17 protein-coding genes, 2 pseudogenes and 2 other annotated features are annotated in these 21,174 nt (G+C 46.6%); of the genes and pseudogenes, 16 read left to right on the forward strand and 3 right to left on the reverse strand.

Annotated elements, in window-relative coordinates; translation table 11 throughout:
* Positions 1-680 (reverse strand): annotated as a pseudogene (locus VQ00_RS18325) (iron-containing alcohol dehydrogenase); the annotation flags it as partial.
* Positions 681-765: 85 nt separating this feature from the next.
* Between VQ00_RS18325 and VQ00_RS17100 the strand changes: the two are divergent.
* The 14 genes and pseudogenes from VQ00_RS17100 to trpA all read left to right on the forward strand — a co-directional run bounded on the left by VQ00_RS17100 (position 766) and on the right by trpA (position 15,218).
* Entirely contained in the window at positions 766-1,515 is a 750-nt protein-coding gene (locus VQ00_RS17100) for an NRDE family protein (RefSeq protein ID WP_046181339.1), read from the forward strand.
* Between the two features lie 42 nt (positions 1,516-1,557).
* Complete coding sequence (locus VQ00_RS17105; protein ID WP_046181340.1) at positions 1,558-3,048, forward strand: glycosyl hydrolase family 28-related protein; 1,491 nt, start codon at positions 1,558-1,560, stop codon at positions 3,046-3,048.
* 177 nt (positions 3,049-3,225) lie between these two features.
* Entirely contained in the window at positions 3,226-4,524 is a 1,299-nt protein-coding gene (locus VQ00_RS17110) for a homoserine dehydrogenase (RefSeq protein ID WP_046181341.1), read from the forward strand.
* A 2-nt stretch (positions 4,525-4,526) separates the two neighbouring features.
* Positions 4,527-5,591, forward strand: a complete 1,065-nt coding sequence (thrC, locus tag VQ00_RS17115; protein WP_046181342.1) for a threonine synthase — start codon at positions 4,527-4,529, stop codon at positions 5,589-5,591.
* A complete protein-coding gene (thrB, locus tag VQ00_RS17120; RefSeq protein WP_046181343.1) occupies positions 5,588-6,478 on the forward strand; it encodes a homoserine kinase in 891 nt (296 codons plus the stop codon). The genes thrC and thrB overlap by 4 nt, the downstream gene beginning before the upstream one ends.
* A 291-nt stretch (positions 6,479-6,769) precedes the next feature.
* The gene (locus tag VQ00_RS17125; RefSeq protein ID WP_046181344.1) at positions 6,770-7,639 is read left to right on the forward strand and encodes a carbon-nitrogen hydrolase family protein; all 870 of its coding nucleotides are present in this window, start codon (positions 6,770-6,772) and stop codon (positions 7,637-7,639) included.
* A complete protein-coding gene (locus tag VQ00_RS17130; protein ID WP_046181345.1) occupies positions 7,636-8,304 on the forward strand; it encodes a GNAT family N-acetyltransferase in 669 nt (222 codons plus the stop codon). The genes VQ00_RS17125 and VQ00_RS17130 overlap by 4 nt, the downstream gene beginning before the upstream one ends.
* Before the next feature lie 40 nt (positions 8,305-8,344).
* Positions 8,345-8,577 (forward strand) — a binding site (T-box leader).
* Positions 8,578-8,603: 26 nt separating this feature from the next.
* Positions 8,604-8,811 (forward strand) — a binding site (T-box leader).
* A 51-nt stretch (positions 8,812-8,862) separates the two neighbouring features.
* Positions 8,863-10,257, forward strand: a complete 1,395-nt coding sequence (trpE, locus tag VQ00_RS17135) for an anthranilate synthase component I (RefSeq protein WP_046181372.1) — start codon at positions 8,863-8,865, stop codon at positions 10,255-10,257.
* A pseudogene (locus VQ00_RS19275) lies at positions 10,254-10,754 on the forward strand (anthranilate synthase component II); the annotation flags it as partial. The gene trpE and the pseudogene VQ00_RS19275, both read left to right, overlap by 4 nt.
* 81 nt (positions 10,755-10,835) lie before the next feature.
* On the forward strand, positions 10,836-11,867 hold the full coding sequence (trpD, locus tag VQ00_RS19280; RefSeq protein ID WP_046181373.1) for an anthranilate phosphoribosyltransferase: 1,032 nt from the start codon (positions 10,836-10,838) through the stop codon (positions 11,865-11,867).
* Positions 11,864-12,634: an indole-3-glycerol phosphate synthase TrpC gene (trpC, locus tag VQ00_RS17145; protein WP_046181346.1), complete on the forward strand. Its 771-nt coding sequence runs from the start codon at positions 11,864-11,866 to the stop codon at positions 12,632-12,634. Before trpD ends, trpC begins: the two co-directional genes overlap by 4 nt.
* A complete protein-coding gene (locus VQ00_RS17150) occupies positions 12,635-13,249 on the forward strand; it encodes a phosphoribosylanthranilate isomerase (protein WP_046181347.1) in 615 nt (204 codons plus the stop codon).
* Positions 13,246-14,457, forward strand: coding sequence for a tryptophan synthase subunit beta (trpB, locus tag VQ00_RS17155; protein WP_046181348.1), 1,212 nt, complete (start codon positions 13,246-13,248; stop codon positions 14,455-14,457). The genes VQ00_RS17150 and trpB overlap by 4 nt, the downstream gene beginning before the upstream one ends.
* The gene (trpA, locus tag VQ00_RS17160; RefSeq protein ID WP_046181349.1) at positions 14,454-15,218 is read left to right on the forward strand and encodes a tryptophan synthase subunit alpha; all 765 of its coding nucleotides are present in this window, start codon (positions 14,454-14,456) and stop codon (positions 15,216-15,218) included. Before trpB ends, trpA begins: the two co-directional genes overlap by 4 nt.
* 69 nt (positions 15,219-15,287) lie before the next feature.
* Here trpA and VQ00_RS17165 read toward each other — a convergent pair whose 3' ends face one another.
* Positions 15,288-16,076: an ABC transporter ATP-binding protein gene (locus VQ00_RS17165; protein ID WP_046181350.1), complete on the reverse strand. Its 789-nt coding sequence runs from the start codon at positions 16,074-16,076 to the stop codon at positions 15,288-15,290.
* Positions 16,077-16,725: 649 nt separating this feature from the next.
* Between VQ00_RS17165 and VQ00_RS17170 the strand changes: the two genes are divergently transcribed.
* Both VQ00_RS17170 and odhB read left to right on the forward strand, forming a co-directional pair.
* Positions 16,726-19,545 carry a 2-oxoglutarate dehydrogenase E1 component gene (locus VQ00_RS17170; protein WP_046181351.1) on the forward strand — a complete coding sequence of 940 codons (2,820 nt, stop codon included), beginning with the start codon at positions 16,726-16,728 and terminating at the stop codon, positions 19,543-19,545.
* A gap of 82 nt (positions 19,546-19,627) precedes the next feature.
* The gene (gene odhB / locus VQ00_RS17175) at positions 19,628-20,887 is read left to right on the forward strand and encodes a 2-oxoglutarate dehydrogenase complex dihydrolipoyllysine-residue succinyltransferase (protein ID WP_046181352.1); all 1,260 of its coding nucleotides are present in this window, start codon (positions 19,628-19,630) and stop codon (positions 20,885-20,887) included.
* A 36-nt stretch (positions 20,888-20,923) separates the two neighbouring features.
* On the opposite strand, the gene sda is transcribed toward odhB, so the two are convergent.
* Entirely contained in the window at positions 20,924-21,052 is a 129-nt protein-coding gene (sda, locus tag VQ00_RS17180) for a sporulation histidine kinase inhibitor Sda (RefSeq protein WP_256519779.1), read from the reverse strand.
* Positions 21,053-21,174: the final 122 nt, after the last annotated feature.

A 21,174-nucleotide genomic window follows, 5' to 3' on the forward strand; every position in this document is an offset into this window, starting at 1 on the left:
AGGTTTGAAAACGCAAGACCGGCCTGCAAGCTTGCCATCGCGAGCGCATTTTTTGCCTGCACATCCGTCATCGGTGTCGCCGCGATGCTGACAAATGCTTCAATTGCATGCGTAATCACATCAAGGCCCGTCGTTGCGGTCAGGCGGGCGCTTTTTGTCGCCAGCACGTCCGGATCAATAACGGCAATGTCCGGAACGAGTGATTTCGAGACAATGGTCATTTTTTTCTGCCGGGAGCTGTCTACGATCACTGAAAACTGAGACACTTCTGAACCGGAACCGGCCGTTGTAGGGATCATAACCAGCGGGGGAAGAGGGTGCAGAATCCGGTCAACCCCTTCGTAATCTCGAATGTGACCACCATTGGTCACAAGCGCAGCGGCTGCTTTCCCGATATCGATGGCGCTGCCGCCGCCGACGGAAATAATCGCATCGCAGCCATTTTTTTATAGACACGGGCACAGGCATCTGCTTCATCATCTGTCGGATTCACCGACACCTGGTCAAACAAAGCAGCAGTAAGACCGGCTTCCCGGCAGCTTTCTAACACAGGCTCCGTCCAGCCGGCTTCCATTACGCCGCGATCTGTTACAACGAGCACATGACGGGCGCCCAGCCGCTCACAGCATTCTCCCGCCGCCGCTTCCAAAAATCACTTCTGGCATTACAAACTTATACATAAGTTCCACCAACCTATCGTTCTGTCATTTGTTCCATTGTACCATTCCTGCGTATAATTGAAGAAAAAGAAAGTAGGAATCTATCATGTGTTTAATCGCCATCGCTTTTAGGCAGCACACCGATAAGCCGCTGATTGTGGCGGCAAACCGGGATGAATTTTATCATCGCCCAACTGAAGTGTCCCATTGGTGGGATAATGTGCCAATTTTGGCCGGGCGCGATTTGGAAAAAGGAGGCACGTGGATGGGTGTGTCCAAAAACGGCCGATTTTGTGCGCTGACCAATTACCGTGATCCGAACGAACAATCAGCCGGAAAAGAATCACGAGGCCACATCGTCCGGGCTTTTTTAGAAAGTCATTTGACGGCTGAAGTGTTTTTGAACGAATTAGACAGGGAAAAGGACCGCTACCCGGGTTTTAATCTCGTGGCCGGCACGAAAGATGAATTGTATGCGTACGGGAGCCGTTCCGGTGAAAAACCATTTCTCCTTCCGCCGGGCATTCATGTCGTCAGCAACGCTTTTATAAATACTCCGTGGCCTAAAACCGTACGGGCAAAAGAAAAAATGGCAGCAGCGCTGAACAGCAGAGAAGAGCTGTTTGACATGCTGTGCGATTACACAGCCGCCGATGACAGCGAACTGCCGGACACAGGGGTGTCGATTGAATGGGAACGGCTGCTTTCGCCCATTTTTATTAAAAGCGAAACATATGGAACGAGAAGCTCGACTATACTCGAAATAAGCAAAAACCATTCAGCTGTTTGGACAGAGAGAACAGTCGAGTCAACTAAACCAGTAAAAGAACAGACTTTTTCCTTTAAAATAAACTAAAAACATTATGTGCAAAATTCAAAAAAAGAAAGGAAAAAGTACATGTATTTAAACAAAGGTCATAACCCAGGAAAAAATGCCGCTCTGATTGAAGCCTATTTCAATGACAGCAATCCACTGTCTGACGCTGTAGCTGAAACAAACCAGCTTTTTTTGGCATCAGCTGCAGATTGGAAGCCAGTGAGTTCAAAAAAAAGCATTTTCGATAAATTGAAGGCGCTTTGGACAAAAAAAGAAGAGCCGATCAAGCTTCATCAAACACTCGTTAAGAAGGGAACGGCTTATCCTGACTGGAAGCCGGTATTGGACCGTGAGTATGGCATACTGCAAAAAAATGCAGCCGCCGTTGTTTATGTAAAATCTGGCGACGACCTGCAGAAGGCGCTGTCCGGCGGCAGGAAAACCGTTCAGTTAGCCGAAGGAACTTATATTGTCGATGAGCTGCATGTGCCATCCAATACGATCGTCAAAGGAGCAGGACCGGGCAAGACAATATTGAAATTGCGGGATACGGCACCGAAACGAAGCTTTGTCGTGACGAATGAAAATCATGTAAAAGGCAATCATCATGTATCAATAGAAGGAATAACGTTAGATTGGTCACTTGAACGGCTCCGTCCCGACGAAAAATCGTCAAGCGGCAATAACCGCTCAAGCTGTTTAACGTTCGCAAATGTTACGTACGGCTGGGTGAAAGAGTGTGACGCGATCAACCCAGGTCTCCATTGTTATGACGTTTCATCTACCTTATATGATTACTCAGGCGATGGACACCGTGCGCCGGGAGGAAGCCGTTTTGTCTGGATTGACGGCTGCACCGGTTCCGGTTTTGGCGATGACGGCGTCACAACGCATCATAGTGACTACATTTTTGTTTCTAATTGCTTTATGCATGATCCGTCCGGCCGAAGCCATAAAACGGGTTTTTCCAATTCAAACGGCTTTGAAGTGGATGATGGCTCTCGTTCAGTCTGGCTCGTGCATAATGCATCAGCGCGTTGTTTCGGCGGCATTGAAATAAAAGCGCACGCAACGAGCTCAGCGGCAGCCAATGTTCATATCATCGGCCATCTTTCCGAAAACGACAATCGGTCGTTCAATTTCCGTCATATCGGCCACCATTCGGCGAGCGATCCGGAATCCAAAACGGCCCGTTTTTTGACCGCCACACGCATCGTGTCCCTCCGTCCGGTATACACAGACTTGTACGCCGGATCAAAACCACGCGCGCTAACGGTATCCGCTTACCGGCACGTCGTGATAAACGGGCTGCGCGCAATCGGTGATCCAGGCTATAATTACAAGGAACTGCCTGTAGCCGGTATTCAATATAAAGCGAAACACGTTCACATTCAAGACGTCGTCATGCGTGATTTTGTGACAGCGGGTACTGCCTTGAAAGTATTCGGCGGAGCAAATAAGCCGGAGGACGTGAGCATAAAAAATGCGCATTTTGCCAACTGCGGAAAAAAACCACTTTTCATCGCAAAAGACGTTAAAGGGGCTTCATCAGAAAATACGACAACCGCTTGAAAGAAGCGGTTGTTTTCTTTATTATAGGAATTGTATGAAAATATTGTTTTTGTAAAAAAATGATTCTACATTCTTTTACAAAAGATATGGTTGTATTCCGCACGAAAGACCGATATAATGTCTACTATATAAAAACAAATGTACATCAGAAAAATACATAGTTGAGGTGACGTTTAGATGAAGGACAACGTAAAAGTAGGATTACTCGGTCTCGGAACAGTCGGAACAGGTGTTGTCAAGATGATTCAAGATCATCAGGAACAGCTTGCCCACCGTGTCGGCTGTTCAGTTGACGTGACGAAGGTGCTTGTAAAAAACGTAGATAAAAAACGAGAAGTGGAGCTGCCGAAAGAAGCACTTACACTAGATCCATATGATGTGATTAACGATCCGGACGTCGACGTAATAGTAGAAGTGATGGGCGGCATTGATGAAACGAAAAAATTGCTGCTTGACGCGCTTCATCAGAAAAAACATGTTGTGACAGCAAATAAAGACCTTGTCGCGCTGTATGGTTCGGAACTGTTAAAAGCAGCGTCTGAAAACGGCTGTGACTTTTATTATGAAGCAAGTGTGGCCGGCGGCATTCCGATTATCCGCGGCTTGGCGGATGGACTTGCATCCGATAAAATTAAAAAAATGATGGGGATTGTCAACGGGACAACGAACTTTATCCTCACAAAAATGAACAAAGAAGGCATGTCTTACGAAACGGCGCTGAAAGAAGCGCAGGACCTTGGCTTTGCGGAAGCAGACCCAACGTCTGACGTGGAAGGACTGGATGCCGCGCGTAAAATGGCAATTTTGGCCCGTCTTGCTTTTTCAATGGACATCGAACTTGAAGACGTCGATGTAAGTGGCATTTCGAACGTGTCCGACAGCGACTTGAAGCACGGCCAGACACTCGGCTATACAATGAAGTTGATTGGATATGCGGATAAGCAAGACGGCGGTGCTGAAGTCAGCGTGCAGCCGACATTTTTATCGAATAATCACCCGCTTGCGTCTGTTAATGACGAATACAATGCGGTATATGTATATGGTGAAGCAGTCGGTGAAACGATGTTTTACGGCCCAGGTGCCGGCGGTCTGCCAACAGCTACATCAATTGTCAGCGATCTTGTTGCTGTTATTACAAACATGCGCCTCGGCGTGAACGGCAAAAGCATCACTGTGCCACAATTTGAAAAGCTGCTAAAAACACCAGAAGAAAAATTCGCGAAACATTTTATTCGTCTGCACGTCCGTGATGAAGTTGGGGCATTTTCTGAACTGACGAAGCTGTTTTCATCCAACGGCATCAGCTTCGAAAAAATTCTTCAGCTGCCGCTTGAAGCAGACGGTGTGGCCGAAATTGTCATTGTCACTCATAAAGCATCGATGAAAAACTACACACAAATGCAAGAACAAATTAAAGATCTGGCGGTCGTTCGTTCAATCGAAAGTTTCTACCGCGTTGAAGGAGAAGGAGCATAACAATGGCTAAATGGGAAGGTTTATTACACCAATACAAAGAATTTTTACCGGTTAACGAAAACACGCCGGCGCTTTCATTAATGGAAGGAAACACACCGCTTATTCCGCTTGTGAACATTTCGAAAAAACTTGGCGTCAACATTCACGTAAAAGTGGAAGGAGCCAATCCGACCGGCTCCTTTAAAGACCGCGGCATGGTTATGGCAGTTGCGAAGGCGAAAGAAGAAGGCAGCAACACGGTCATTTGTGCGTCAACAGGAAATACATCAGCAGCAGCAGCAGCGTACGCTTCACGTGCCGGCATGAAAACAATCGTTGTTATCCCTGATGGCAAAATCGCGCTTGGCAAGCTTGCACAGGCAATGATGTACGGAGCAGAAATCGTTGCAATCGAAGGCAACTTTGATGAAGCCTTAACAATGGTACGCAACATCAGTGAAAAATCACCGATTACACTTGTAAACTCGGTAAATCCATATCGTATTGAAGGTCAAAAAACAGCAGCGTTTGAAGTATGCGACCAACTTGGACAAGCACCAGACATTTTAGCGATTCCAGTAGGAAATGCCGGCAACATTACGGCGTACTGGAAAGGCTTTAAAGAATATAACGAAAAATTCGGCACAGGTCTTCCACGCATGCACGGTTTTGAAGCAGAAGGTGCTGCGGCAATCGTGCAGGGAGCGCCAATCGCTGATCCTGAAACAGTGGCAACAGCCATCCGTATCGGCAACCCGGCAAGCTGGAAATTTGCAGAAGCTGCTCGTGATGAGTCTGGCGGTAAAATTGACTTCGTAACAGATGCCGAAATTTTAGAAGCGTACGAAATGATGACACGTGAAGAAGGTATTTTCGCAGAGCCTGCTTCAAATGCATCTATCGCAGGCATTATCAAGCACGTAAAATCAGGCGAAATTGAGCAAGGCGCGAACATCGTCGCAGTTCTGACAGGAAACGGATTAAAAGATCCACAGACGGCGATTGCCCAAATTGAGAAAAAGCCGACGGTTCTGCCAAACAGCGAAGAAGCGGTGTTTGACTTTATTCGTGGAGTGGTTCAGGCATGAGACACGCCGGCTCTTTAAAAGTGCCGGCTTCAACGGCCAATTTAGGGCCAGGATTTGACTCGATCGGCCTTGCCTTTAGTCTTTATTTAACGGTTGACGTGAAGCGGGCGGAGGAGTGGGCGTTTTCCCACGAGTCTGCGCTGCTTGCCGGCCTTCCGGAAGATGACCGCCATTTAATCGCGATTGTTGCCAAAAAAACCGCTTCGCTGCGCGGCATTGAGATGCCGCCGATCGAAGCGGTGCTGAAAAGCGACATTCCGCTCGCACGCGGACTTGGCAGCAGTGCGGCGGCGATTGCAGCCGGCATTGAGATTGCGGACCGGTTTGCGGATTTGAAGCTGACAGACGAAGAAAAATTAAACATTGGCGACCAGTTTGAAGGGCATCCGGATAATATCGGTGCGTCTTTGTTTGGAGGCATGGTATGTGGTGTCTCATTAGGTGAAACGGCCGAATTGTTGACGCTGCCGACGCCAGAAGTCGATTTAATTGCCATCGTTCCGCCGTATGAGCTGAAAACGGAAGATGCACGTAAGGTCTTGCCGGATTCGTTTGACCGAAAAGACGCTGTTTTGGGCAGTGCCGTATCCAATATGCTCGTCGCCGCTTTTATGCAGCACGACTACGAGACAGCTGGGCGCATGATGGAGCGCGATGTGTTCCATGAACCATATCGTGCCGCGCTCATTAAAGAATTCCTGCTGGCACGTGAACTAGCGCATACGCACGGCGCATATGCAACAGTTATAAGCGGCGCAGGCCCAACGGTGTTGACCCTTGCGCCGCGCGGCAAAGGCAAGGTTATTGCGGCTGCCTATCGCGATCAATTTACCGATTGCGATGTATTGCAGCTGAATGTAGAATCAAACGGCCCAGTGTGGCAATAGATAAACCAGCCGGCGGATCATTCCGCCGGTTTTTTTATTTTGTACGGATGGACATAAATGAGAGTGAGTGGACACAATGGGCTATGTGTGGACACAAATTAAAAAAACGCACACAAACAGGTTGACATTTCTGTGAAAAAAACTATAATTGAAATTGAGATTCATTCTCATTAACCCCCTCTTATGAGTATGAATTGAACATTTGACTTTAGGCGGCTTTTAAGCCGTCTTTTTTCCTTGCAAAAAAGACGAATTTCCACTACTTTAGAAAAGATGAAAGGGGCGATTGAGTTGAGAATGAGAGTATCAGCAGTGCAATACCATTTGCACACCATTAGTTCATTTGATGAGTTCGCAAAGCAATGTGAGCATTATATAAAAACAGCAATGGAATTTGAAGCAGAATTTATTTTATTCCCGGAATTTTTCACAACCCAGCTTCTTTCGATCGGCGATGAAAAAACAGGCGAAGCGTTAAAGATCACCGACCTGCCGTTGTTTACAGAAAGGTATGAACGGTTGTTTTCCGATTTTGCCAAAGAGTATGACGTACACATTATCGGTGGTACACACGTAACGGAATGGAAAGGCGGCATTCAAAATACGGCGTATTTGTTTTATCCGGACGGCTCATATCAAATGCAGTCGAAGCTGCATATTACACCAGCCGAAGTGGAAGGCTGGAATATGCAGCAAGGGGAAACGTTCCGTATTTTCGAAACCGAAAAAGGCACGATTGCGATCCTCACGTGCTACGACATTGAATTTCCAGAAGTGGTCCGGATGGCGAAAGCAAAAGGAGCCGACGTTGTTTTTTGCCCGTCGTGTACAGACGACCGGCACGGCTTCCACCGCGTCCGTTATACGAGTCATGCACGTGCCGTTGAGAACCAAATTTATGTGGTCGGCGCCGGAACAGTCGGCTCGCTGCCAACAGTTGATTTAATGCGGGCCAATATTGGACAGGCGGTTGTCATTTCACCGAACGATATTCCGTTTCCACCGGCGGGAATCGTAGCAGAAGGCATTATGAATGACGACATGATTATTACAGCAGACCTTGATCTATCGCTCTTATATGAAGTGCGTAAAAAAGGGTCCGTCACAACGTGGCGCGACCGACGTACAGACTTGTATCCCGATTGGTGGGAGCACGAATGACCTATTATCAGGAATATTTCGCTTTTAAAGATGAAAAACCGGTGAAAGCGATTATCCGAAATTATACGGAGAAAGATTTCGATGCTTTAATCGGCGTGCAGAAAGAATGCTTCCCGCCCCCATTTCCGGAAGAACTTTGGTGGGATAAAGAACAGCTTGCAAACCATGTCCAGTTGTTTCCGGAAGGAGCATTTTGCATCGAAATAAATAAAGACATCGTTGGCTCTATGACGGCGCTCATTGTCGATTATAAACAGGGTGATACCCATTCATGGGAAGAAATGACCGACAATGGCTGCATTCGTAATCACAATTCAAGCGGCAACACGTTGTACGTTGTCGATATTAGTGTGAAACCGGCGTACCGGAAGCTTGGCATCGCCAAAAAAATGATGCAGGCCATGTATGAAACAGTCGTTCACCTGAATCTTGACCGGCTGCTTGGCGGCGGACGCATGCCAGGTTACCATAAGTATGCAAATAAGCTGACACCAGAGCAATATATTCAAAAAGTGACAGAAGGCGAACTAAACGACCCAGTTATCACATTTCTCATGCGTTGCGGCCGTGTGCCGGTTGATGTGATGGGCAACTATTTAAAGGATGCCGAATCCCTTAACTGCGCGGCATTAATGGAATGGAAAAATCCTTTTAAAAACACTTGAAATTTTAAATTGATTGTATTATGATAATAATCAGTCAAATAAACATGCGTTGAAGAAGAAAAGTAGCAGTGTAGAATGCTAAAGAGAGCCGGCGTTTGGTGCGAGCCGGTGCAGGAAACATTGTGAATGGGCTTCCGAGCTCCGGACCGAACCGTTTTTAGTAGGCTCCGGCGTACGTCTTACGTTACAAAAGACAGGCAGATTATTCTGCTGTTAAAGTGGGCTGCGATTTTGCGGCCAATAAAGGTGGTACCACGGCTCCCCGTCCTTTTGTTGATGAGGGGGCCTTTTTGTATACAAAAAATACGTTGATCGGAAAAAGTAGGGCTGAAACGCGCGTTAAAGAGAGCCGGGATAGTGGAAGCCGGCACGTTGCAGCAGCTTGAATGGGTCCGTGAGTGGCCGCTTGAACGTGAAGTAGAGCGCCCGGCATTTGGCCGTTATCCAGATTTTAAGGGGAAGCATTTGCTTCAACGAGAGGTGGCACCGCGGGAAACCGTCCTCCATAGATGATGATCATCTATGGAGTTTTTTTATGCACTGAAAGGGGAACTTAAAATGAATTTACAAAAAAATATTTCATACAAACTAAGAGAAATGGAAGGCGATATGATCACGCCGATTTCCATCTATCGTTTGCTTACCGGCTCGAAAAAAATGCTGTTTGAATCGTCGGCCAAACATGAAGAAAGCGGACGTTATTCGTTTATTGCCATCGATCCGATTGCTGAATTTACAGCGGATGCAAGCGGCTATACACTGGCGAAAAAAGACGGAAAAACTGAAAATGGCACGGGCAAATTTATGGGCAAGCTAAAAGAAATCATGCCTGCTCACAAAGAACAGGACTATCCATTCCCGTTTTTCGGTGGTGCGGCAGGCTACATCGGATATGATACAGTCTTTTTTGAAGAAAAAATTGGCGAGCCGCTTACAGACGAGCTTGGCATGCCGGATGTGCACATGATGTTTTACGATACGTTCGTTGTGTACGATCATTTAACACAGCGCGTCACCATTGCGGCTGTTGACTTATTTGGCGGACGAACTGAAGCGGAGATGGAGTCGGCGATTCAAAAAATATATGACGACATTCATGCGGAGCAAAAACCATATGCCGTAAATGAAACGAATGTGCTGGCTTTCAGCTCAAAGCTTGAACGGAACGCCTTTTGCCAAATGGTCGAAAAAGCGAAGGAACATATTGTTCGAGGTGACATATTCCAAGTGGTTTTGTCTCAGCGTCTTTCATCTCCATTTGAAGGCGACCCGTTCACGCTCTATCGCCGTCTGAGGACATCGAATCCGTCGCCATACATGTTTTATATCGATTTTGATGGCTACACGGTGCTTGGAACGTCACCTGAAAGCCTTGTGAAGATAAGCGGACGGACGGTGACGACGAACCCGATCGCCGGAACGCGCCCACGCGGTAAGTCACCGGAAGAAGATGCACGTTTATCAGAAGAATTGCTGGCTGATGAAAAGGAAATTGCCGAGCATCGGATGCTCGTTGACCTTGGCCGCAACGACGTCGGCAAAATTTCCGAAATTGGCTCGGTGACATTGGATAAATACATGACGATTGAAAAATACAAACATGTCATGCACATTGTGTCCGAGGTTTCCGGCGAGTTAAAAGAAGACTACCATCCACTTGATGCACTTACAGCCTGCTTGCCGGCGGGAACTGTATCGGGCGCGCCGAAAATTCGCGCGATGCAAATTATTAACGACCTGGAGCCGGTGAAGCGCGGCGTTTATTCCGGTGCGGTTGGGTATTTATCGGCAACCGGAAGCATGGACTTTGCGCTGGCCATCCGCACGATGGTCATTAAAGATGGCAGCGCGCACGTGCAAGCGGGCGCCGGGATTGTGTATGATTCGGTGCCGGAAACGGAATTTGATGAAACGATGCATAAAGCAAAAGCATTACTGGAGGTGCAAAAATGATTTTATTAATTGATAACTATGATTCTTTCACATATAACTTGTATCAGCAAATCAGTGGACTCGGCAAAAACGTCCGTGTCGTCCGCAACGATGAAATCACGATTGATGAAATTGAAGCGTTAGAGCCGGAAGCGATTGTCATTTCACCAGGACCGGGAACACCGGAAGAAGCAGGTGTTTCCATTGAAGTGGTGCACGCGTTTTACCACCGCATCCCGATTTTAGGCATTTGCCTGGGCCATCAAGCGATTGCGGCGGCGTTCGGTACAGATATTATTCAAGCGAAAACGATTAAACACGGCAAGCTGTCGATGGTGCGTCACGAAGGAAAAGGCTTGTTTGCTGGTGTGCAAGGGCCGGTGCCGGTCATGCGTTACCACTCACTAGTGGCAGACCCCGAAACACTTAGCCCGAAGCTTGAAGTGATCGCGGAATCAACAGACGATAATGAAATTATGGCGCTTCGCCATAAAGAATATCCGGTGTTTGGCCTACAATTTCACCCGGAATCAATTGGTACAAAAATTGGCGATGAGTTGATTGCTGAATTTTTCCGCTCGTACCGGAAAGAAAAAAACATGAAAAAGCATTTGTTGACATTGTCTGCCGGTGAATCGTTACCATTTGCTGAAATGGAAGACGCGGTAACGGAAATTTTGCAGGAAGACGTTTCCGACAGTGAGATCGCTGCGTTTTTAATGGCGCTGAAAGCAAAAGGCGAAACCGTTGATGAAATTGCGGCACTCGTTCACGTCCTGCGTCAAAATGCTATCTCCACACGGACCGTATGGAAAAATGTGATGGACAATTGCGGCACGGGCGGCGATGGCTCGCAAAGCTTTAACATTTCCACCACGTCCGCGTTTGTATTGGCAGGAGCGGGTGTGAAAGTGGCAAAACACGGCAATCGGAGTGTGTCAAGTAAAACAGGCAGCGCTGATGTGCTTGAGCATTTAGGGGTGTCGCTGGACTTCCTCGCTGACGAAACAGATAAATTGCTTGATGAAAACGGTATTACGTTTTTATTTGCGCCGCACGTTCACCCGAAATTAAAACGAATTATGAAAGTACGCCGCGATCTGAAAATCCCAACGATTTTCAACTTAATCGGGCCGCTTACAAATCCAGTCCAGCTTGATACGCAGCTATTAGGCATTTATCGGCGTGATATGCTGGACATGATGGCAGACGTTTTAAACCGGCTCGGACGCAAGCGTGCGGTCGTGCTGAACGGGGCCGGTTACATGGATGAAGCGTCACTTGCCGGTGAAAACCACCTCGTTGTGCTAGAGAACGGCACAGTGGAAAAAATGATTGTAACGGCCGAATCGGTTGGCTTGCCAGAATATTCACTTGATGAAATTAAAGGCGGCGAAGCGATTGAAAACGCTGAAATTTTAAAACGTATTTTAGAAGGCGAACTCGGGGCATGCCGCGATACCGTCGTGTTAAATGCCGGGATTGGATTATTTGCAAATGGCAAGGCGAAGACGGTGAAAGAAGGCGTAGAGATGGCGCAGGAAAGCATCGATTCCGGTGCGGCGCTGTCTAAGCTGAATTACCTCGTTGACTACTCGAAATCCAGAAAGAAAGAAGAGGTGCTTGGATGACAACCATTTTAGATAAAATTATTGAGAAGAAAAAAGAAGAAGTGGCTATGCTGAAAAAGTCCGGCCTGTCGTATAAGGCTGACCGGAAACCGGTGTCTTTTTACGACCGGATCGCTGCATCTAAAACGATGGCGCTTATTGCAGAAGTAAAGCGGGCATCCCCGTCAAAAGGGGACATTAACCTCGGCGTGAATCCGGTCGAGCAGGCATCGATTTATGCAGAAAACGGAGCGGACGCTGTTTCCGTCTTAACGGATACGCCATTTTTCAAAGGAACGATGGACGATCTAAAAGCGGTGAAAGCGAACATCGACATCCCGGTGTTAAACAAAGATTTTATCATTGATTCGATCCAAATTGACCGGGCATTTGCTTCAGGCGGTGACATGATTTTATTGATCGCGGCAGCACTGAATGATGATGAAATGAAGCGTTTATATGCGCATGCAAAAGAAAAAGACCTTGATGTGCTCGTGGAAGTACACGACGAGGCGGAAATGGAACGGGCGCTCCAACTTGAAGCGAACATTATTGGCATCAACAACCGCAACTTAAAAACATTTGAAACAAATCTTTCTGTCACAGAACGGCTGCTTCGTTCTTACGGCAAAGAAAACGCCTTTTTCGTGTCTGAAAGCGGCATTCAGTCGCAGGAAGACGCCATTCGCTTAAAAGAAGCAGGGGCTAGAGCACTTCTTGTCGGTGAAACATTAATGAGAGCGGGTAATGTCGCAGACGCGGTCCGTTCGCTGAAAGTGGAATTATAAATGAACGTAAAAATTTGCGGCATTATGTCCTTTGAAGCGGCAAGCTGGGCACGGGAAGCCGGAGCGGATATGATTGGCTTCGTTTTCGCACAAAGCAGCCGGAAAATCCCCGCTGAATTTGCCCGGCAGCTGGCAGAAGCGGTTGGCCCACATGTGAAAAAAGTCGGCGTATTTGTCAATGAAACAGAAGAGGCGATTCGATCGATTGCAGCGGAAGTCGGCCTTGACTACATTCAGCTGCACGGTGATGAAACAGCTGATTTTGCGGGGAAAATGCCAGTACCGGTTATTAAAGCTTTTTCAGTGAAAGATGGTTTGTCCTTTAAAGAAATGTTCGCGTTTCCGGCAGACTATATTTTAATCGACAGTCCGCCCGCGCAGTACCGGGGCGGCAGCGGCCAGGTATTTGACTGGTCCGTGCTTGATGATCCGGATGTGGACAAAAGCCGATTAATTTTGGCAGGGGGCTTGAATCCTGATAATATAAAAGAAGCCGTCCAATCTGTCGGTCCGTTTGCGGTTGATATTTCAAGCGGCGTCGAAACAGATGGGCGAAAAGATGAAGTGAAAATATTTCAATTTGTACAGCGTGCGAAAGGGGCTAATAAAGCGTGAGCAATGTATACAATCAGCCAGATGAAAAAGGGCACTATGGTCAATACGGCGGCCGCTACGTACCGGAATCATTAATGCGTGCAGTAAAAGAGCTGGAAGAAGCTTATCAGTCAGCGATGAAAGATGAAGCATTTCTGTCAGAGCTAAATCATTATTTAACCGATTATGTCGGCCGTGAAAACCCGCTTTATTTTGCGGAAAACTTAACAAAAGCAGCCGGCGGCGCAAAAATTTACTTAAAACGGGAAGATTTAAACCATACAGGCGCCCATAAAATTAACAACACGATTGGACAAGCGCTCCTTGCCGTGCGCATGGGCAAGAAAAAAGTTGTCGCAGAAACAGGCGCCGGCCAGCACGGCGTCGCAACAGCGACTGTGTGTGCGCTTCTAAATTTGGATTGCGTCATTTTTATGGGCGAAGAAGATATTCGCCGCCAGGAATTAAATGTGTTCCGGATGGAGCTTCTAGGCGCTCGTGTTGAAAGTGTTTCACAAGGAAGCGGCACATTAAAAGATGCGGTGAACGAGGCATTGCGCTACTGGGTCACAAACGTTGAAGATACCCATTACATTATGGGCTCGGTACTCGGTCCACATCCATTCCCGCAAATTGTCCGCGATTTCCAGGCGGTCATCGGCTTGGAAACGAAAAAACAGCTGCAGGAAAAAGAAGGCCGTCTGCCTGATGCGGTTATTGCCTGCATCGGCGGCGGCAGCAACGCAATGGGCATGTTTTACCCGTTCATTGAGGATGAAACCGTTAAAATGTATGGAGTAGAAGCATCGGGAAGCGGCGTTGAGACAGATAAACATGCGGCGTCAATGACGATGGGCAGCGTCGGCGTCCTTCACGGCAGCAAAATGTATTTACTTCAGGATGAGGCCGGCCAAATTCAAGAAGCACATTCGATTTCAGCAGGTCTTGATTACCCTGGTGTTGGACCGGAACATAGCTTTTTAAAAGATTCCGGACGTGTGATTTATGAACATATTACGGATGAAGAGGCGCTTGAAGGCTTTAAAGCGCTGACGAAAACAGAAGGCATTATTCCGGCACTTGAAAGCTCGCATGCAATTGCGTACGCATTGAAGCTTGCGCCAAAAATGAACAAGGACGAAATCATTGCTATCTGCTTATCCGGCCGTGGCGACAAAGATGTGGCGCAGATTAAAGAACGGTTTGAGAGAGAGGGCAAGCAGGCATGACGAAATTTAAAATGGCCGACGCGTTTCAACAAGTGGAACAAGCGGGCAAAAAAGCGTTTACCGCTTACATTATGGCGGGCGACGGCGGCCTTCATACATTAAAAGATACAATTTTACTGCTTGAACAATCCGGTGTGACGGTGATTGAACTCGGCATCCCGTTCTCCGATCCGGTTGCAGATGGTCCTGTCATTCAGGAAGCCGGCAAGCGTGCCTTAAAAGAAAAAGTGACACTGACACAAATTTTAAAAGAGCTTGCCTCCTTTAAAGACGAAATCAGCGTGCCGATCGTCATTATGACGTATGCCAACCCGGTCTTTAAAATCGGTGCAGAACATTTTGCGGATTTATGCGAAAAAGCCGGCGTTTCCGGTGTTATTATTCCGGATGTGCCAATGGAAGAAGAAGCAGAATTTAAAGAGCCGCTTACTGCGCGTGACATTGCGATGATCCGATTTGTGACACTGACAAGCTCGGACGAACGGATTGCCGAAACAGTGAAAGACGCAGAAGGATTTGTTTATGCAGTAACGGTTAACGGCATTACCGGCGCGCGTGCCGGGTTCGCCGGCGATTTGAGCGCACATTTGTCCCATATTGCTAAACAAAGCCCGGTGCCGGTCCTGGCCGGATTTGGGGTTTCGTCAAAAGAACAGGCGGAAACACTCGGCGCTGCGTGCGGAGGCGTTATCGTCGGCAGCAAAATCGTCCAGCTGTTAAATGAAGGAAAAGGCAATGAAATTAAACAGTTGATTCCGTGAGTAGAAAAAAATTTAATAAAATGCTCCATAAAAAAGCCCGATTTGCATGAAAGCAAATCGGGTCCTTTTTTAGTTCGACACTACTTTCAGCCAACTTCGCCGGTCCCGCCACTCTACTTCAACCGAAAGGCCAAATGCATCTGACAATATCTTGTTCGTCAGCACCCTTTTTTTCTCACCGGCTGCTATCATTTTTCCATCTTTCAACACAGCCACATGCGTGATTGCAGGGAAAATTTCTTCAATATGATGGGTCACATATAAAAGAGAAGTGCTGTGTTTTGACGCTTGAACCTCAAGCGATTCCAATAATTCTTCCCGTGCCCGCACGTCTAGTCCAGAACAAGGCTCATCTAAAATCATCGCGTCTGGTTCCGCCATAAACGCCCGCACAATCAGCACACGCCGCTGCTCTCCTTGAGACATAAACCGGTACGGCTTGTCCGCTAAATACGATAGGCGAAACGAAGCAAGCAGTTCATCAGCTTTTTCCCAGTCCGTTTTATCCGTCTGTTCATAGATACCGATTGAATTAAACCGGCCGCTCACAACAATTTCCCGTGCGGTTTCCATATTGAGCGTTTCTAAAAAACGATTGAGTGTATTGCCGACAAAGCCAAGCCGTTTTTTCACATATTCCCAGTTGTAACGCCCATATTCGTGTCCAAACACGCGGATTGTACCACTTGTCGGGAATTCATAGCCGCCCATCATATTCAGCATAGTTGATTTGCCTGAGCCATTCAACCCGAGAACCGCCCAATGCTCCCCAGGATTCACCGTCCAGTTTACATCGTCTAAAATCACACTCTTTTCCCGAATAAACTGCACATTTTCATACGAAATTATCTTACTCATTACTCATCACTCCCTCCCTCATTTTAACAGAAAAAGAAAGAGTTAAAATACAATTGGATTATTTTGTTAAAAGGGAAAAACTGGCTATTGTATTTACTTAAATACCCTTAAATGTATAATAAGACAATTTTATGGTAAAAAATAATTATTATCGACGATGTTGCTTCGTATTTTGGTAAAGCGGAATAAGCCACTATTAACTTGTTTATTTAATTGCTATAATCGCAAAAAGACATTTGACAAACAAACTGAGATGCCTTTTTGGCATGAATACAATGCCGGAGATGGAACCTTTTTAACATAACATTTTACTAATGAGAAGAGGTGATCCTATAACACTTTTTTATTGATTTTGGTTAAAACAAACCGCATAACGGCGCTGATTAGAGCGTTTTCAACAAAAGTGAAAATTTATTGCGGAAATTTGCAAAAAAGCATTGGTTTTTACAAAGAACAGTAGTAACATTGTACTTGAAAAGGCACCATCCAAATGACTGGAACTTCCAAATCGGAAACCGCCTTTTTTGTTTAATCTGCAATCAGAGTGGTAAACTTGTTCTGAAAGCGTTTTTAGATTTATTTGTACATATTTTGTTAACAGCGAACGTATACACGGAAATCAAATGGCAACAGGTGGAGGTTTTTCAGAATGAACATGCAAAGTGGCCAAGGGAACCCGTGGAAAAACTTTTCGGGACCGAACCTTGGGTATGTAATGGAAGTGTACGAACAGTACTTGACCGACCCGGATGCAGTCGATCAGGAACTGCGTCAGTTATTTGATCAGTGGGGACCCCCTGAATCATTAACAGGAAATGCATCACAGCACAAGGCATCAGCAGGCGACCTTGATAAGCTGTTTCGTGCGGTTAAGCTCGCAGACAGCATTCGCATTTACGGTCATTTGGCAGCGGACATCGACCCGCTTGATGACAGCAAAAAAGACACGCGCCGGATTGATCTTGAAACGTACGAATTGACGGAAGCGGACCTACGCCAAATTCCGGTGGAGTACATTTGCCCGGGCGCGCCAATGCACGTGCAAAACGGTTATGACGCGATCATGCACTTGAAAAAAGTATACACGGATAAAGTAGCATTTGAATTTGCACAAGTGCACGATCTTGAAGAAAAACAATGGCTTCGCCAGCAAATCGAATCAACGGATTATTATCCGACGTTTTCAGACAGCGACAAGAAAAAGCTGTTGAAACGCCTTACACAAGTAGAAGGATTCGAAAAGTTCATTCACAAAACATTCGTTGGCCAAAAGCGCTTCTCTATTGAAGGCTTGGATGCGATGGTGCCACTTTTAGATGAGCTCGTTCACCATTCAGCGGTTAAAGGTTCGCAATCGATCAACATTGGTATGGCCCACCGCGGACGCTTAAACGTGCTTGCTCACATCCTTGGCAAGCCATACGAGATGATTTTTGCGGAATTTGCACATGCACCAAACAAAAAAATGCTGCCGCTTGGTTCGATGAAAATGAACTACCATGGCTGGACAGGGGATGTGAAATACCACCTCGGTGCAGACCGCAGCTACAAAGAAGAAGATACGCAAACAGCGCGCATTACTCTTGCGAACAACCCGAGTCATCTTGAAGTCGTCAGCCCAATTGTAGCCGGTTATACGCGTGCTGCCCAAGAAGACCGTACGAACAAAGGCAAGCCGGAACTTGATGTATCGAAAGCGATGTCGATCATCATTCACGGTGACGCAGCGTTCCCTGGACAGGGCATCGTCGGGGAAACGTTCAACATGAGCCAAATTAACGGCTATAAAACAGGCGGTTCGATTCATATTATTTCGAACAACATGATCGGATTTACGACTGAAAGCTATGATTCCCGTTCTACGAGATATGCATCAGACGTTGCAAAAGGATTTGAAGTGCCAATTGTACACGTGAATGCAGACGATCCGGAAGCATGTGTAGCGGCAGCCTTTATGGCGGTTAACTACCGGACGCGCTTTGGCAAAGACTTTGTGATCGACTTAATTGGGTATCGCCGTTTTGGCCATAATGAAATGGACGAGCCGATGACGACCAATCCGACCATGTATAACATGATTCATAAGCATAAAACGGTTCGTGAGCTGTATGCGGAAAAATTGGCGGACCGCGGTGTTATTGAAGCAGGCTTTGCTGATGACGTATATAAAGAAAACGAACAAAAATTAAAAGAACTGTTCGAAACAGTTCCGAAAAAAGACGACAATCCAGATATCGTCATGAATCCGCCTGAAGTGGTTGAGCAAGATCTTCCATGTAACAAAACAGGCGTAAGCGAAGAAGATTTAAAAATTATCAATCATGAGCTTCTTCAATGGCCAGAAGGCTTCCAGCCGTTTAAAAAGCTGGAGCGAATTTTAAAACGCCGCGAGCAGCTGTTTGAAGAAGACGGTCAAATTGATTGGGGGCATGCTGAAACGCTTGCCTTTGCCTCAATCCTAAAAGAAGGCACACCGATCAGACTAACCGGTCAAGATTCGCAGCGTGGAACATTTGCACACCGAAACATCGTTTTGCACGATGAAAGTGATGGGAAAGAATATAATCCATTACACGGCTTAAGCAATGTATCGGCTTCATTTGACGTCATTAACTCGCCGCTGACAGAAACAGCCGTAGTTGGCTTTGAATACGGCTATAACGTTTTCTCGCCGGAAACACTTGTCTTATGGGAAGCACAGTTCGGTGATTTCGCTAACATGGCACAAGTGATGTTTGACCAGTTTGTTTCATCTGGCCGGGCGAAATGGGGGCAAAAATCAGGTCTTGTGCTGCTTTTGCCCCATGGCTATGAAGGCCAAGGTCCAGAGCATTCAAGCGCACGCATGGAGCGTTTCCTGCAATCAGCAGCAGAAAACAACTGGACGGTCGCAAACTTGTCGTCGACGTCGCAGTACTTCCACATTTTACGCCGGCAAGCCTCAATTTTGAAAAAAGAAGAAGTTCGCCCGCTTGTGATCATGACGCCGAAAAGCCTGCTTCGTCATCCGTTGGCCGCATCAAAAGCATCTGAGTTCTCAGACGGAAATTTCAACGTGATTGTTGAAGAGCCGAGAACGGGCAGCAAACCAAAGCAAGTGGAACGACTTGTGCTTTGCAGCGGAAAAGTTTCCATTGATCTGGCAGAACAAATTGAGAAATCAGAAGACAATCTTGATTGGGTGCATGTACTGCGGGTTGAGGAATTGTATCCATTCCCGAAAGAAGAAATTACCGCTATTCTTGAACGCTTGCCAAATGTGAAAGATGTTATTTGGCTTCAAGAAGAACCGCAAAACATGGGCGCATGGACATACATGGACCCAAGACTGCGTGATACGGTTCCTGAAGGCGCAACGGTGCGCTATGTCGGCCGCCGCCGTCGTTCAAGTCCTTCAGAAGGTGATGCAATTGTACACAAAAAAGAGCAGGCTCGTATTTTACGTACAGTTTTAACGAAAGAACAGTAATAAAAGCCTGCACCACCTGCAAGTGGTGCAGGCCTGTACATAATGAAAATGACAACGGAAAACAACGAGGAGGATTTTAACAGTGGCTGAAATTAGAGTTCCTGAACTGGCAGAATCAATTACAGAAGGCACCATTGCACAATGGCTGAAACAGCCGGGTGACTACGTTGAAAAAGGCGAATATATCGTTGAACTTGAAACGGATAAAGTAAACGTGGAAATCATTTCAGAAGAAGCAGGAACGATTACGGAATTGCAGGCGGCAGAAGGCGACACTGTTGAAGTCGGCCAAGTCATTGCGCTCGTTGAAGCAGGCGGTTCAGGTTCACCGTCCACACCAGCAGCGAAAGAAGAAGCACCAACGCAGGCAGCGCCAAAAGCAGAAGAAAAAGAAGTACAGCCAGAACCGGCACAGCTGCAAAAAGAAGCTGGCAGCCGCACAATCGCTTCACCGGCAGCCCGCAAGCTTGCTCGTGAAAAAGGCATTGACTTGAACGCAGTGAAAACAGCTGATCCACTTGGCCGTGTCCGTGTTCAGGATGTTGACTCACATCAAAACACACCAACTGCACCGCCGCAAAAAGCACCACAGCAAGCGGCACCACAAAAAGCAGCACCTGCACCAAAAGCGCAGAATAATGGCAAACCGGTTGAACGCGAGCGCATGAGCCGCCGTCGTCAAACAATCGCAAAGCGTCTTGTTGAAGTACAGCAAACCGCGGCGATGCTGACAACATTTAATGAAATTGATATGACAAACATCATGGACCTCCGTAAACGGAAAAAAGATAAGTTCTTTGATGATCATGATGTGCGTCTCGGCTTTATGTCATTTTTCACAAAAGCGGTCGTAGCCGGATTGAAAAAATATCCATATGTAAACGCAGAAATTGATGGCGACGAAGTGGTATTGAAAAAGTTTTATGATATCGGCGTTGCAGTATCAACAGATGACGGTTTAGTTGTGCCAGTCGTTCGCGATTGTGACCGCAAAAACTTCTCTGAAATCGAAGGATCCATTATGGAAATGGCTTTGAAAGCACGCGACAACAAATTAGCGCTTGCAGATTTGCAAGGCGGCTCATTTACGATTACAAACGGTGGTGTTTTCGGTTCATTGCTGTCGACACCAATTTTAAACGGTTCGCAAGTGGGGATCCTTGGCATGCATACGATTCAAAAACGCCCGGTTGCGATCGGTGATACGGTTGAAATTCGCCCGATGATGTATGTGGCACTTTCATATGACCACCGGATCATTGACGGAAAAGAAGCGGTTGGGTTCTTGAAAATGGTGAAAGAATTAATTGAAAATCCGGAAGATCTTCTTCTCGAAGGATAATAAAAAAATCCCGCAGCACACGCTGCGGGATTTTTGTTACTCTTTTTCAAGTTTTGGGGAAAGGCCTCTTTTGTGCACTTCTGTTTTTAATGTTTCAATTTCAGACTTATTCTGGTCATGCTTCAATGCATCCCTGTAAGCCGCCACCAGCATCTCGTCACTCATAATTTTCACTTTATGACCTCCTTTGATTTGGTGTTCAAATAAAGAGAAATTCTCTTTATTTTCTGCTAATTATACTAGCTATCTCATAAAAGGCAAACGATAACAGGAAAACAAATAAAAAT

Source organism: Domibacillus tundrae (assembly GCF_000970675.1).
GTDB lineage: Bacteria > Bacillota > Bacilli > Bacillales > Domibacillaceae > Domibacillus > Domibacillus tundrae.